The 14185-nt window shown below is 60.9% G+C and carries 13 protein-coding genes; 7 read left to right on the top strand and 6 right to left on the bottom strand.

Going from position 1 to position 14185, the window contains the following annotated elements:
- Positions 1-749, bottom strand: a 749-nt coding sequence (locus D3872_RS05890) for a TonB-dependent receptor (RefSeq protein ID WP_147373814.1), incomplete at its 3' end; no start/stop codon positions are given.
- Between the two features lie 140 nt (positions 750-889).
- Positions 890-1636, bottom strand: a complete 747-nt coding sequence (locus tag D3872_RS05885; protein ID WP_119809908.1) for a GntR family transcriptional regulator — start codon at positions 1634-1636, stop codon at positions 890-892.
- Positions 1637-1829: 193 nt separating this feature from the next.
- On the opposite strand from D3872_RS05885, the gene D3872_RS05880 reads away from it, so the two are divergent.
- The 4 genes from D3872_RS05880 to D3872_RS05865 are packed head-to-tail and all read left to right on the top strand — an operon-like array spanning position 1830 to position 6134.
- Entirely contained in the window at positions 1830-2333 is a 504-nt protein-coding gene (locus tag D3872_RS05880) for a MarR family winged helix-turn-helix transcriptional regulator (RefSeq protein WP_119809907.1), read from the top strand.
- Positions 2334-2390: 57 nt separating this feature from the next.
- Positions 2391-3842, top strand: coding sequence for a lignostilbene-alpha,beta-dioxygenase (locus D3872_RS05875; RefSeq protein WP_119809906.1), 1452 nt, complete (start codon positions 2391-2393; stop codon positions 3840-3842).
- 36 nt (positions 3843-3878) lie between these two features.
- A complete protein-coding gene (locus D3872_RS05870) occupies positions 3879-4934 on the top strand; it encodes an amidohydrolase family protein (protein ID WP_119809905.1) in 1056 nt (351 codons plus the stop codon).
- A 33-nt stretch (positions 4935-4967) separates the two neighbouring features.
- On the top strand, positions 4968-6134 hold the full coding sequence (locus D3872_RS05865; RefSeq protein ID WP_119809904.1) for an acyl-CoA dehydrogenase family protein: 1167 nt from the start codon (positions 4968-4970) through the stop codon (positions 6132-6134).
- A gap of 186 nt (positions 6135-6320) precedes the next feature.
- Here D3872_RS05865 and D3872_RS05860 read toward each other — a convergent pair whose 3' ends face one another.
- Together D3872_RS05860 and D3872_RS05855 are read right to left on the bottom strand one after the other, a co-directional pair.
- The gene (locus D3872_RS05860) at positions 6321-8441 is read right to left on the bottom strand and encodes an acetate--CoA ligase family protein (protein ID WP_119809903.1); all 2121 of its coding nucleotides are present in this window, start codon (positions 8439-8441) and stop codon (positions 6321-6323) included.
- On the bottom strand, positions 8442-9308 hold the full coding sequence (locus tag D3872_RS05855) for a p-hydroxycinnamoyl CoA hydratase/lyase (protein ID WP_119809902.1): 867 nt from the start codon (positions 9306-9308) through the stop codon (positions 8442-8444).
- A gap of 220 nt (positions 9309-9528) precedes the next feature.
- Between D3872_RS05855 and D3872_RS05850 the strand changes: the two genes are divergently transcribed.
- The gene (locus D3872_RS05850) at positions 9529-10362 is read left to right on the top strand and encodes an alpha/beta fold hydrolase (protein ID WP_119809901.1); all 834 of its coding nucleotides are present in this window, start codon (positions 9529-9531) and stop codon (positions 10360-10362) included.
- Positions 10363-10431: 69 nt separating this feature from the next.
- Here D3872_RS05850 and D3872_RS05845 read toward each other — a convergent pair whose 3' ends face one another.
- The gene (locus D3872_RS05845) at positions 10432-12069 is read right to left on the bottom strand and encodes a GMC family oxidoreductase (RefSeq protein ID WP_119809909.1); all 1638 of its coding nucleotides are present in this window, start codon (positions 12067-12069) and stop codon (positions 10432-10434) included.
- Positions 12070-12101: 32 nt separating this feature from the next.
- Positions 12102-13484: a spinster family MFS transporter gene (locus D3872_RS05840; protein WP_119809900.1), complete on the bottom strand. Its 1383-nt coding sequence runs from the start codon at positions 13482-13484 to the stop codon at positions 12102-12104.
- On the opposite strand from D3872_RS05840, the gene D3872_RS25220 reads away from it, so the two are divergent.
- Entirely contained in the window at positions 13468-13749 is a 282-nt protein-coding gene (locus D3872_RS25220; RefSeq protein ID WP_147373813.1) for a hypothetical protein, read from the top strand. The two genes, D3872_RS05840 and D3872_RS25220, sit on opposite strands and share 17 nt — an antisense overlap.
- A gap of 58 nt (positions 13750-13807) precedes the next feature.
- A partial coding sequence (locus tag D3872_RS05835) for a Rieske 2Fe-2S domain-containing protein (RefSeq protein ID WP_147373812.1) occupies positions 13808-14185 on the top strand: 378 nt, incomplete at its 3' end.

Below are 14185 nucleotides of genomic sequence, written 5' to 3'. Positions count from 1 at the left end.
AACAGGCGCAGGCGCGGATTAAACTTGAACAGGGCGTGCAGGCGCGCCGACTGGACGTCCTGGTCGTCCAGGTTTTTGGCGAGATTCTGGGTGGAGTTCAGGTAGCCGTCATGCTTGGTGCTGGCGACCGCGCCGCGGACCGAAATGACATCATTGATCTTCACGTTGAGGAAACCGTCGAAACGCTGGGTATCGTAGTTGCCGAACTCCACCGATGCCGCGCCCTCGAACTTGTCGGTCGGCTTGTTGGTGATGAGGTTGACGGCGCCAGCGGTCGAATTGCGGCCATACAGCGTACCCTGCGGACCGCGCAGTACTTCGACGCGCTCGAGGTCGAAGAATGCCAGCCCGGCGCCTTGCGGCCGAGCGATGTTCACGCCATCCAGGTTGAACGAGGCGGACGGGTCGCCCTTGTCGGTAACGTCGCCGCTGCCTACGCCACGGATCGTCACCTTCATCGCGCCCAGCGATCCCTCCCCGATGTGCACATTACCCACCATTTCGGTCAGGTTCGCTGCATTGATTGCTCCGGCAGCCTTCAGGTCTTCGCCTGAGACCGCGACCAGGGACAGGGGAGTCTTCGAAGCCGGCTGCGCTATTCGCTGCGCCGTGACGATCACTTCCTGGATCGCAGCGACGTTTTCGCCCTGCGTTTGCGATTGTGCATTCGCCGTGCCGGCCGTCGCACCGACCAATGCTGTAACAGCGGCAGCGATGGCGCCCTTTTTGAACTTCCCAGTTTCCAACATGCTGATGTCTCCTTATTGTTTTCTATCCGACTGCCAGAACGCCCTGTTTGCCTGGCGAGCGCGCCTCCGCAGTAACGCTGATTTATATAAAGCAGCTTTACTTTAGCCAATCGAATATCCAATGTCAAGCAGCGCCGGATTTATATTTTGAAATTGGGGTCGAGAGCCGCCACCAGGCATCGTTGGCACTGCTTCGCCGCTACCAGGTTGCGGTGCGCGGTACCGGCATGCGCGATGCTCAGTTCGCAGGCAAGCACGCTGTCGCGCGCAGCGATTGCATCGACAATTCCGTGATGCTGCAACTGCGCTGTGGCGAGGCTGGCGAATGTATCCGGGTTGTCCGCCTGCGTCAGCACGAATGCGCTCGGCGATGAGAACGGCAACGCCAGCGCACGCGAGAAGGCGCGGCGGACAATGATGCTGTCGCTCGCATCCAGCAGCAGGGCATGGAACCGGGCGTTAAGGAACATGTACTTCGTCAGGACTTGCTCGCTCGGGACAGGTGTCATGGCCAGCAGCCGGTCGATTCGGACCAGGCACTCCCGCATGGCGTCGAGAATTTCCTGCGCGACGCCCCGCTCTGCAGCCATGCGCGCCGCCAGTCCCTCCAGCCTGCCGCGCAAGCACACCGCCTCGTTCAAATCCGGCGCGCTAGCCGGGCATACGGCGTAACCGGCCGCCGGTGCAGGCTCGACCATGCCCTCGTCCTGCAGCTGGCGCAAAGCCGCTGCGATCGCCGCGGGCCTCACCTGGAACTGTTCCGCCAGTACGGTCTCCACGAGACGCTCGCCGCTATCGAAACAACCGCCGAGTACAAGTCCCCGTATGCCCAGCAACGCGTGCTCGGTCTGTGAACCGTACCGCGAAGGAAAAGTGAATTGATCCATGTTCGCCGCTCCCAGTCGATATGGCGGCGCCAACTGCACCGCCGGGTCCTTCGTTCTTTCCGCCCAATGAGCCGATAGTACCACCGGCAGGCCGCAATAACATCCTACTTTATATAAATCTATGTTACTATTGATGCGACACCGCGGCGCTTCAATCGCCCGTCCCGCAGTAAATTGAAAAGATTGAGGAAATATGCTGAACCAGCTAGAGGGAAGTGACGTGAAGGACTACGACGATCCGGCATCCAGGCAGAGCGGGACAGCGCGTACGAGTTATCTCTTGGCGCAATGTTTCCATGCCCTGCGTTCACTGATCGAACCGGCACTGAAGAGCTTCAATATCACCCCGCTTCAGTACACGATCTTGTCGGTGGCACTGCATACGAGCAAACTGTCCTCAGCAAAACTATCGCGCCGCTTCTACATTACGCCGCAGTCGATGGGCCAGATGCTGGGCGGCCTGGAAGAGCGCGGCCTGGTCAGGCGCGAACAGGATCCTGCGAACCGGCGCATCCTGCTGGTTTCATTGACAGAAGAAGGCTGCGCGCTGGCGAAGCGCTGCGCCGAGCAGATCGAAAGAATTGAAAGGGAGGCGTTCGGCGAATTCCATCCGGATGACATCGAGCAGTTCCGGGAAAGCCTGCGCCGGCTCTCGAACAAGGTGCGCAATGGCGTCCAGATGCAGGCGCCGCCTTGAACGTTGCCAAGTAAAGTAACGACCAGCGCTGTCCGTTTTGATTAAGGAGACAAACCGATGAAGGCATTTCCCCAACAGCCCACCTACACCGGGTTTAACGAACCAAGCCGTGTCGAGGCAGACGTATGCGATCTTGAAGTCGAAGGCGAATTGCCGCTCGACCTGAACGGCACCTACTATCGCGTCGGGCCCGATCCGCAATATGCGCCACGGCTGGGATCGGACATTTATTTCAACGGTGACGGCATGGTCAGCATGTTCCGTTTTAAGAACGGCCGCGTCGACCTCAAATCGCGCTACGTGCGCACCGACAAGTTCAAGCTCGAGCAGGAGGCCGGCCATGCCCTGTTCGGCGCCTACCGCAATCCCTGGTCGGACGATCCTGCCGTGCAGGGCAAGAACCGCGGCACCGCGAATACGAATATCGTATTTCACAATGGCCAGCTGCTCGCATTGAAGGAAGACAGCCCGCCGGTCGCGATGGACCCGGACACCCTCGAAACGATTGGCAACTGGGACTTCAACGGCAAGCTGAGCAGCCAGACGTTTACCGCGCACCCGAAAATCGATCCGCAGACCGGCGAAATGGTGTGCTTCGGTTACTCCGCCACCGGTGTCGACACCCCCGATATCGCCTATTACGTGGTCGGCCCGACCGGTGAAATCGTCCATGAGGTATGGATCAAATCGCCGTACAACTGCATGATCCACGACTTCGGCGTGACGCGCGATTTCGTGATCTTCCCGATTGTTCCGGTCGTTTCGAGCGCGGAGCGGGCCAAGGCAGGCCGCCCGACTTTCGGCTGGGACGGCACCAAGGACATCTATCTGGGCGTGATGCCGCGACGCGGTACGGCCAGGGACGTGCGATGGTTCCGCGCTCCGAACCAGTTTGCATCTCACGTGATGAATGCATTCAACGAGGGATCGAAGGTCCATATCGACATGCCCAGGGCGGAGTCGAACATGTTCCCGTTTTTCCCCGACATCAGCGGCAAGCCTTTCGACCGCGAACGCGCTGCGGCGCGCGTCACGCGCTGGACGCTCGATTTCAATTCCAAGGGCGACACCTTCGAAGCGCGCCAGATGACGTCGCTCGTTGGCGACTTCCCACGGATTGACGACCGCTATGCGATGGAGTCCTATCGCCACGGGTACCTGTGCGTCAGCGATTTGACCAAGCCCTACGACGCACTGCGCGGCGGGTCGATCACCGGGATGTTCATTAACTGCCTGGGCCATATCGACCTCGCCACGGGCAAGCACGAAGAATATTTTGTCGGGCCCACCAGCACGCTGCAGGAGCCGGTGTTCATTCCAAAGTCGGCCACCGCCGCCGAGGGCGAGGGCTACCTGGCCGTGCTGGCCAACCGCCACGAGGAACTCCGTTCGGACCTGCTGATCCTCGATGCCCAAAGGCTCGCCGATGGGCCGATCGCCACCGTGCACCTGCCGGTGCGCTTGCGCCAGGGCCTTCATGGCAACTGGGTGCCGGCGACAGCCGCCTGACAATCGCGACAACTCCAACCACACCAAGGAACAAGCATGGCTGAAGCGAACACTCCAATTGCGAAAGTGAACTACCTGCGCATTGCCACGGAAGAGGCATACTGCCCCCCTGAGATGCTCAAGATCTACCGCAAGATCCTCGACGACAGATCGGTCGACGATCCCGGGTTCAATACCATGTGGGGCTTTTACATGTCCGGCACCAGCGCCCGTGCCCGCCACATCATCACCTCCCTGCAGGACCTGGGCGAGGTTCGGCTGAACCACATGAACGAGAGTGGGATCGACAAGCAGATCCTGGCGCTGACATCGCCCGGCGTCCAGATCATGGACCGGGACACCGCGGTCTCGTTCGCCATCACCGCCAACGATCAACTGGCCGAAGACATCGCCCGCAACCCGACCCGCTTCGCCGGCCTGCTGGCGGTCGCACCACAGGACCCGGCAAGCGCCGCCAGGGAAATCCAGCGCGGCGTGACCAAACTGGGCCTCAAGGGCGTTATCGTCAATTCGCATACCCACAACGAATACCTGGACGATCCCAAGTTCTGGCCGATCTTCGAGGCGGCGGAGGCGCATGACGTGCCCATCTACCTGCACCCGAACACGCCATCCAAAGGCATGATCGGTCCGCTGCTCGAGCGCGGCCTGGATGGCGCGATCTTTGGTTTTGGCGTCGAAACCGGCATGCACGTCCTTCGTATCATCACGGCCGGCGTGTTCGACCGTTTTCCAAAGCTCAAGATCGTCATCGGCCACATGGGCGAAGCCCTGCCCTACTGGCTGTTCCGCCTCGACTACATGCACAAGGCGACCGTCGCATCGAATCGCTACGACACCATGCGGCCGCTGCAGCGCAAGATCAGCGACTACATGCGCGACAACATCTGCATCACGAACAGCGGCGTCGCATGGGAGCCGGCAATCAAGTTTTCCCAGCAGGTGCTCGGCATCGACCAGGTCATGTACGCGATGGACTACCCGTATCAGTACGATCCGACCGAGGTGGCGGCGTTGGACAACATGGCCATGTCCGATGAGGACAAGAAGAAATTCTTCCAGACCAACGCCGAACGCGTCTTCAAGCTTTGACGCGGCGCTTCACTCACTCAACAAGGAGACTTCATGGCTTCGGCTTTTGACGACGACAGCTTCAAATTATTGCTCGACACAGTCGAACGTTTCATCCGGGAGCGCTTGCTTCCCCTCGAGGCCGAAGTCGAGCGCACCGAACAGGTACCCGCCGATGTCATCGCCGAAATGCGGGAAATGGGACTGTTCGGCTTGAGCATCGGGCAGGAATATGGCGGCTTCGAGCTGGATATTACCCAGGAAATGCAGGTGCAAATGCTGTTCAGCCAGGTCTCCCAGGCGTTCCGCATGGTGTTCTGGCCCAACGTCGGCATCGGCAGCAAGGGTATTGCCATTGCAGGGACCGATTTACAGAAGCGCACTTACCTGCCCGGCATGGCGACCGGCGAGATTCCTGCCGCTTTCTGCCTGACCGAGCCGGATGCCGGCTCGGATGCGGCCAGCCTGAAAACGAGCGCCGTGCGCGATGGCGACTTCTTCGTCCTGAACGGCACCAAGCGATTCATCTCGAACGCCACGCGTGCCAAGGTGTTCACGGTGATGGCGCGCAGCGATCCTTCTAAAAAGGGCGCTGATGGGATCACGGCCTTCCTGGTCGATCGCGACACGCCTGGCCTGTCGATTGGCAAGCCGGAGCACAAGATGGGGCAGAAGGGCTCGCCGATTGCAGACGTCGTGCTCGAGAATGTCCGCATTCCGGCCGCCAACATCGTGGGCGGGCCCGAAGCCGAGGGACGGGGCTTCAAGATCGCGATGGCGGTGCTCGACGCCGGCCGCGCCAGCGTGGCTGCTTCCGCGGTTGGTGCGGCGAAGCGCCTGATCGACGAAGCGGCGCGTTACGCGCTTCAGCGCAAGCAGTTTGGCCAGCCGCTGGCGCAGTTCCAGCTGATCCAGGCCATGCTCGCCGATTCGGAAGCCGAGTACCTGGCCGGACACGCCCTTGCGCTGCGCGCCGGACAGGCACTCCAGCGCGGCGAAGACACCCGCGTGCTGGCGGCATCGGCAAAGTATTTCTGCTCGGAGATGCTGGGACGGGTGGCGGACCGCGCGGTGCAGATCCTCGGCGGGAATGGCTACATGGCCGAATACCCGGTCGAACGGCTATACCGCGATGCCCGTGCGTTCCGTATTTATGAAGGCACCAGCCAGATCCTGCAATTGGTCATTGCGCGCGCGATGTTGCAGCGTTACGCAGACTGAGCACACGAAACCAGGGAAGCAGGCCCGAACGATGGCCCCGACGCAGATGCGCGGGGCCATTTTCCTTTCGGCCCGGTAGTCCTTCCGGTCCTGCCAGGCGGCGCCCTCCCTGCTATCAAGGCGAACAAAAAAAATGGCCCCACCAGAAAACGAGGGGCCATCCGCTACATAATGGGTAAGCGCTGCCTAGCTGCGCGTCACCATCAGGGCATCGAGCGCGAGCACGCCCTTCCCGGCCTCGAACACGACCAGCGGGTTGATGTCGATTTCGACCAGCTCAGGGTTCGCGCGCATGACGGCCGCCAGCAGCATGATCGAATCGGCCAATGCCTCGATGTCCAGCGCCGGCGCGCCGCGCGTACCATGCAACAGTGCCGCGCCGCGCAGTTTTTCGATCTCGGCGAGAACCTGCTGGCGGCTCGCGGCGACCGGGATGAGCCGGAAATCCTTGAGCGTCTCGATCCAAATGCCGCCCAAGCCGATCAGCACCACCGCGCCCCACTCTGGATCGCGGCGTGCGCCGACCACCATTTCGAGGCCGGAAGGCGCCATCGATTCAACCAGCAGGCCGTCCAGCTCCAGTTCGGGACGCGCGCGCAGGACGCTGGTGCGGATCCGCTCCCAGGCATCGCGCACTCCCGCCGCGTCCGCAATTTTGATGGCGACCCCACCGACGTCGCTCTTGTGCGGCAGCTCGGGAGCTTGCGCCTTCATCACGACCGGATACCCGATTTCGCGGGCGATATCGATTGCCTCGTTGACCGTCTTCGCCAGGCCACCGCGGGGCATTGCCAATCCCAAGGGAGCGAGCAGCGCCTTTGCCTGGTATTCGGCGAGCAAGCCACGCCGCGGAAATTCGGCCGCTGGCACTTGCGGTCCGGCTTCCCGGCTACCCATGGTCTGCGCGACGCGCCAGTAGTTGGCCAGTGCACGCATGGCGCGCATGGCGCGCTCGGGCGAGCGGAAGAATGGCACGGCACCGGCCCGCATGACGTCGGAAAGTCCTTCGGCCAGTGGCGAGTCGTCACCCATGTAGGCGATGACGGCCGGCTTGGTGGATTTGCTCAGGCAAGGCACCAGTGCATTGGCCTTGGCCAGTTGCTGGCCTGGCGACCCGCCCATGACGGTGACCACCAGGCTGCCTACGCCTGGATCATCGAGCAAGGTCATCGCCGTTGTCCCGAACAGCGATGCGTCCTTCATGCCCGCGGTGGTGATATCAAGCGGATTTTCAGCGCTCGCGAAGGCCGGCAACAGGGCCTGCAGGCTGCTGACGGTTTCCGGCGCCAGCAGCGGCAGTTCGAGACCGATTGCTTCGGCGAAGTCGAGCGCGACGCCCTTGCATGCTCCCGAATTGGTGAGAATCGCGGTGCCGCCGGCGGCGCCGCTCGGAAAGCGATTCAGCAGCAGCGTGACATCGAATAATTCGTCGAGTGTATCGACATGCACGACACCGCTGGCCGCTGCCAGTACCGCCATGATGCTGTAGTTGCCGGCCATTGCGCCGGTATGCGACATCGCAGCGTCGCGAGCGCGTTCGCTGCGTCCCGGGTGAAGCATCACCAGCGGTTTGCCGTGCGACATTGCCTTTTCGGCCAATGCCAGGAATCGCTCCGGATTGCGGATCTGTTCGACCAATAGCGAGATTGCATGCGTGTGCGGATCGTCGATCAGCCATTCCAGCAAGTCTTCAACGGCGACCACTGCCTCGTTGCCGGTCGAGATGGCGTAAGCGACAGGACACCCGCGCGACACCAGCGCCATGCGAATGTTTGCCGCCATTGCGCCGCTTTGCGCCAGGACAGCGACACCGGCCGCCCCCTTGGTTGGCGGCACCGCCTCGAAAGTGAGGGGCACGTTGTCGATGTAATTGACGAAGCCGAGGCAGTTCGGCCCGAGGACAGGCAAGTTGTTGCGGCCTGCCACTGTGGCCAATTCGAGCTGGGCTGCCTTGCCGGCAGCATCGGTTTCGGCAAAACCCGATGCGAACACCAGCGCCGCGCCAACGCCGCGAGCCGCGCAGCTTTCCAGGGTACCCAGGATGGCCGCTTGCGGCACGCCGAGTACCGCAACGTCTACACCGTGGGGCAAGTCGTCGACCGATGCCACGCAAGGCCTACCGTGTACTTCCTTCTGCGTGCGGCTGACCAGGTGGATGTTCCCCTGGTAGCCAAAGCGCTCGAGGTTGGACAATACGGCTCCCCCTGCCGAGCCCGGCTCGGCCGACACGCCGATCAGCGCAATCGAGCGCGGTCGCAGCAGTCGGCCCAGCGACGCCTGAGTGATTGGTGCTTGATGATTGTTCATTTACTTGTTCCGGCTGTATTCGCCCAACCCCGGACGATAGGATTTCTCGTCGATAAACTGCGCCATGCCTTTGTCCTGGCCTTTTTCCGGATCCAGCGCGCGGGTCTGGTCCGCCTTCGCCGTCAGGTATTCGGCGGCCTGCTCCCATGGCATGTCCCGCGAGACATGATAGGCCAACTTAGCCTGCCTCAACACAAACGGGTTCTTGGATAGCAGCTGGCGCGCCAGCACGGCTGTACGTTCGCGCAGTTGTGCCGCAGGTACGGACTGGTTGACCAGGCCGATTTCAGCGGCGCGCTTGCCGTCGAATGGCTCGCCGGTCATGATGTAGTACAGCGCGTCGCGTTGGCGGATCACATCGGCTACCGCCTTGGTCACGACGCCGGCCGGGATGATGCCCCAGTTAATCTCGGACAGGCCGAAAGTCGCTTCGTCGGCGGCAATCGCGAGGTCGCACGCGATCATCGGCGTGAACGCACCGCCGAAGCACCAGCCATTGACCATGGCGATGGTCGGCTTGGCGTAGTTGCGCAGCATTTTCCACTGCCAGGTACCGTTGGCGCGGTAGACGCGCATGCGTTCATCGTAGGACAACTTGTCGGTGGCACGGAAATATTCTTTCAGGTCCATCCCCGCAGACCACGACTCGCCGCTGCCGGTCAGGACAATGACGCCGCAGCGATCATCGATCTCGAGCGCATCGAGCACTTCGATCATCTCGAACGCCAGCGCCGGGCTGATCGCGTTGCGCTTTTCAGGCCGGTTCATCGAAACCCAGGCGATGCCGTCATCGAATTCAACCAGCACGAAGGTGCCGCCTGGTACAGGTTTGGTGTTGCGTGGGATTGGTGTGTTGGTATCAGCCATTTTATTGATTCCTATAGGTGGGTGTGCACTGCCGGCCAATGTGTGCCGGACGATTACCGGCACTCATATAAATCTACTTTATATAAATGTCCGCCATCTTGTCAATGAAAATAACGCCATAAAACCAAATGGCCGCACCCAGCCCGTTCGCCACTATCAATTTGAACTTTATATAAAGTTGATTTACACTTGACCTATCGATACTGACCAAGGACCAGGTATGGCTTACCCGCAAGTACAAAGGCTGGAACAGGCAGCGACCGTTCGCATCGTGGACGGCGGCACGACATGGCGCAGCTGGGGCTCCGGCCCGGATCTGATCCTGCTGCACGGCAGCGCAGGCGCGTGGACACATTGGGCCCGCAACATCGACGCCCTGGCCGCTTCGCATACGGTGCATGTTCCCGATTTGCCAGGCTTTGGTGATTCCGACGTTCCGGCACAGCCGATGACGATGCCTTCGCTGGCGGCATCGGTGCTTGCCGGCTTTGACGCGATCGCGCGAAACGCCCGCTTTGACCTTGTCGGCTTTTCCTTCGGCTCGGTCGTGGCGGAAAGCATCGCACTGGCGCGGCCTTCCGAGTTGCGCCGGCTGGTATTGGTACGCGGCCGTTTTGACGGAAGCAATCCGCTGCCGCCTGCCGGGCTCAAACGTTGGCGTGGGATCCTCGATCCAGCCGAACTGGCCGCGGTACAGCGTCACAACCTGGCCACGCTGATGTTTCATGACGCGGCCAGGATCGATGAACAGGCGCTGCAGCTGCATATGAAAAACTCTCAACGCGCTGTGCTGGACATGCTCCCGATTCTCGCGAGCCGCCCCACCGATGCGCTGTCACGCATCCGCTCGCCCATCCTGGCAATTGCTGGTGAATATGACTGCTTTTCCGCACAGGCGTCGGCGCAGCAAGAATCGGCGCTGCTGGCCGCCAACCCGGGAGCGCAGTTGCGCATCATCAAAAATGCGGGTCATTGGGTCAACTATGAGGCGGCGGAGGAGTTCAATGACCTCGTTCTCGCCTGGCTGAATAGCGGTGATCGATTGGTTCGCTAAACTGGAGACGCCGCAATCCTTGCGCGGCGAAGCGAGAATTCGAGCTGGAGCATGCACTCCAGTCCGGATTTACCGCGAAGCAGGCGCAAGGGTCCGCCCCAGCACCAGGTCCGCCCCTTTTTCCCCAATCATGATCGCGGCGGCATTGGTATTCGCGCCTGGCACGGTCGGCATGATCGACGCGTCGATTACCCGTAAGCCGCGGATGCCGCGCACGCGCAGTTCGGGGTCCACCACTGAGTCCGGGCCAACTCCCATGCTGCAGGTGCCGACCGGATGCTGCGTGACCCCGGCGTTAGCGCGAATATATTCATCGAGCGCCTCGTCGCTATCGACTCCCTCGCCCGGAAAAATCTCTTTTCCCGTCATCTTGCCCTGCTCGCCGAGTCGATAGATACGCCGCAATTCGCGGATCCCACGCCGCACCGTCGCAAACTCTTCTGGATTGGAAAAGATGTTCAGTGTGATGCGAGGAGGCTCGAGCGGGTCCCTGGAAGCAAGCGTCATCCAGCCGCGGCTGGTGGGATGCAGCTGGCAGATCGACACCGAAAAGGTGTAGGGCATGCGCCGGCGCCACATTGGAAACCACAAGTCCGACAGCATGTGCACCGGATTGCATAGCAGTTGAATATCTGGCCGTTCCAACTCGGGCTGAGTACGCAGTACGATGTTGGCGCTATTGATCTGGGTGGCGAACGCCCCCTTGCCTTTTATCACCCATCGGACGACCGAAGCGATCGCGCGGTCCAGCCGCAGCTGCTCGACGAAGGTGGGAACCAGTGCTTCGAAATCGACGTTGACCCTGGGATGCTCGGAGAGGTTGCGCCCCACCCCGGGCAGGTCCAGTTCGACCGGAATACCCAGGCGGCGAAGTTCATCGGCCGGACCTATTCCGGAAAGCATGAGAATTTGCGGCGAATTGTAAGCCCCACTGGAGAGCAGGACTTCCTTGTTCGCATACACCTGTCTTAACACCCCGTCGTGGCGATATTCGATGCCGATGGCACGGCCCTCCTTCAACAGGATCCGCTGGGTCACCGCTTTCGTTTGAACGGTCAGGTTGGGACGCCGCATCGCCTGGCGCAAGTAGGCGCGCGATGAACTGGCACGCCGGCCACGCTTGTCGATGGTGACGTCACCGCGAGCAAAGCCTGTGTTCACATCGCCATCGATATCGGAGGAAACGGCGTGGCCTGCTACCGCCGCCGTGTTCATCAATGGCATATGCAGCAGATGCGTGGTATCGATCGGGGAAACGCTCAGCGGACCGGTGGCGCCGTGATAAGCCCCCTCGCCGCGCCAGTTCGACTCGGAACGTTTGAAGTACGGCAGCACGTCGGCGAACGACCAGCCTTTACACCCAAGCCGGGCCCACTCGTCGTAGTCCCCTGGATGTCCGCGCATGTACAGCATGCCGTTGATCGACGACGAACCGCCCAGCATTTTTCCGCGCGGTATCAAGATCTGCCGTCCATTCAAATGCGGTTCCGGTTGCGATTTGTAGTTCCAGATGAACTTGGGATTGCGCAGCATTTTCAGGAAGCCGAGCGGCATCGCCACGAGCGGATGCCGATCGCCGCCGCCCGCCTCCAGCAGGAGCACGGAATTCTGGCAATCGGCGCTCAGCCGATTGGCGAGCACGCATCCGGCCGAGCCCGCGCCCACAATGATGTAGTCGAAGGTCGACCGCTCTTCTTTGGTATTCATAGTAATTTCGTCCATTGCGAGCCCGGATCAGATTACGCCATGTCCCGCGCAACGTAGCGCCCGGCTCGGATGTAATGGAAGCCTGCCAGCAGGAAAACGCAGGTGCAGGTCAGGACCGCATAACGGATTCCCGTGGCCGACGCCTGGCCGCACGCCTGGATGATGGCGTCCGATGCGCCAGCCATCGGAATCCCTTTCGGGCATTCCAGGGCGTAAGTGCCCGTGGTGAAAGCCCGGGTTGCGAAGGCATCGCTGGCAAAGCCGACGAACATCGGCCCAAGCCCGTGTCCCACCAGGTTCATGTTGAGCAGCAGGATCGCTGACGCCGATGCGCGCATGCGCGGTTCGACCACGCTTTGGGTAATGGAAAACGCAGGGCCGGCCCAGAGGAATGCCAGCACTCCGCCAACCAGCAGCAGTGCAGTCGTTGCGATCCAGCTGGTTTGCATGAAGGCGGCGACGTAGAGGGGCGCGGCAAGCACAAAACCGATACCTGGAATCCAGGTGTACCAGCGCTTGTTGTAACGCCCCGCCCAGTCGGTCAGGAATCCACCGGCAGCGTTTCCGATCAGCGATGCAACCCCGGTGGTCAGGCCGAACAACAGTCCCGCCTGGGTGTAGCTCATCTCGAACACCCGTACGAAATAGACCGGCAAGAACAGGTTGATCGCGAAATTGCTGAAACTGACCAGTGCCGTTCCGATTGCAACGTGGACGAACGCCTTCTTCGACCACAGCCGGCGCAGTACAGCCGATAACGGCGGCACGTCGCCGGACACGTATCCCTTCTTTTCCGATGCGCCACGCACCGGTTCGCGCAAGGTGAAGTACACCAGCAACGCAATCACCAGGCCGGGAGCGCCGACCAGGGCAAATGCCGCGCGCCAGCCATAATTGTCCACGATCCAGCCGGTTGCGATCGACCCCACGAGAAGGCCAATTGGCACGCCAAATGAGAAAATCGCCAGCGCGCTAGCCCGCTTTTCCACCGGATAATAATCGGCGATCACGGAATGCGCCGCCGGTGTGCAGCCAGCCTCGCCCACCCCCACCCCTGCCCGGCACAGCAGAAGCTGCACATAGTTTCCGGCAAATCCGCACAACACTGTCATGGTCGACCAGGCCGCGGTGCATAGGGCAATCATGCGGACCCGGTTGTAGCGTTCAGCCAGCCGGGCGAATGGGATTCCCAATACCGTGTAGAACAGTGCGAAGGCCAAGCCGCCCAACAGTCCCAACTCCAGATCGGACAATTGCATGTCGACCTTGATCGCCTGCCCCACCATGGCGATGATGATCCTGTCGATAAAACTGGAGGCATAGACCATAACCAGGACAAACAAGAGCCAAGCCCTGTATCCCCTGGAGCTCTGTGGTTGGCTTGCTACAGCAGCCGTTGTGCTGATCGTATTCATCGTGTCTCCTGAGGTGCCAATTGTAAACTGGTCGTGTTGTCGCCACAAAAAGCTCGGCCGATTGCTGGTCCTGGCCGGGCTCCAATTTGATAAAGCGACTTTATATAATGAAGATTTCCATGTCAAGGAAAATAGCGAAATTCTCCATCAGCGCACAATCGGGCCAGGGACGCGCCCACTTGAGGGCGTGTGGGACATCGAACCACAAAAAGTAATACATTTTTATATAAAGATGGTTTATACTGAACTTGCCTCTAGAGCGTGAGTAGCAAGACCGTATTCCGCGCCAGACTAAATCTCGATCACCTCTCAAGGAGAAAATTGTGGCTTTTCTGAAGAATTGTTGGTATGTCATTGGCTGGAGTCACGAGTTCCCGGCCGAGGATCTGGTCGCACGTACCGCCCTCGGCGAACCCTTGGTCATCTATCGTCGAACCGACGGGACCCCTGTTGTTTTCGAAGACCGCTGCTGCCACCGGCTCGCGCCGCTGTCCCTGGGCCAACGCGAAGGGAACGACCTGCGTTGCATGTATCACGGTCTCAAATTCGCCCCGAGCGGACGCTGCATCGAAATCCCCGGCCAGGAAAAGGTGCCCGCGAGCTATTGCGTGCGCAGCTATCCGGCCGTCGAGCGTGCAAGCTGGCTCTGGGTCTGGATGGGTGACCCGGAAGCGGCGGACGAATCGTTGATTCCGTTCTCG

The sequence above is a fragment of the Massilia cavernae genome, assembly GCF_003590855.1.
GTDB classification, from domain to species: Bacteria; Pseudomonadota; Gammaproteobacteria; order Burkholderiales; family Burkholderiaceae_D; genus Telluria_A; species Telluria_A cavernae.
This window is presented reverse-complemented; position numbering and strand designations above follow the sequence as displayed.

Coding starts and splice junctions, on each gene's coding strand:
- D3872_RS05870 (WP_119809905.1), top strand. CDS start 3,879: ATGGCTGAAGCGAACACTCCAATTGCGAAAGTGAACTACCTGCGCATT.
- D3872_RS05865 (WP_119809904.1), top strand. CDS start 4,968: ATGGCTTCGGCTTTTGACGACGACAGCTTCAAATTATTGCTCGACACA.
- D3872_RS05850 (WP_119809901.1), top strand. CDS start 9,529: ATGGCTTACCCGCAAGTACAAAGGCTGGAACAGGCAGCGACCGTTCGC.
- D3872_RS05845 (WP_119809909.1), bottom strand. CDS start 12,069: ATGAATACCAAAGAAGAGCGGTCGACCTTCGACTACATCATTGTGGGC.
- D3872_RS05860 (WP_119809903.1), bottom strand. CDS start 8,441: ATGAACAATCATCAAGCACCAATCACTCAGGCGTCGCTGGGCCGACTG.
- D3872_RS05885 (WP_119809908.1), bottom strand. CDS start 1,636: ATGGATCAATTCACTTTTCCTTCGCGGTACGGTTCACAGACCGAGCAC.
- D3872_RS05875 (WP_119809906.1), top strand. CDS start 2,391: ATGAAGGCATTTCCCCAACAGCCCACCTACACCGGGTTTAACGAACCA.
- D3872_RS05880 (WP_119809907.1), top strand. CDS start 1,830: ATGCTGAACCAGCTAGAGGGAAGTGACGTGAAGGACTACGACGATCCG.
- D3872_RS05855 (WP_119809902.1), bottom strand. CDS start 9,308: ATGGCTGATACCAACACACCAATCCCACGCAACACCAAACCTGTACCA.
- D3872_RS05840 (WP_119809900.1), bottom strand. CDS start 13,484: ATGAATACGATCAGCACAACGGCTGCTGTAGCAAGCCAACCACAGAGC.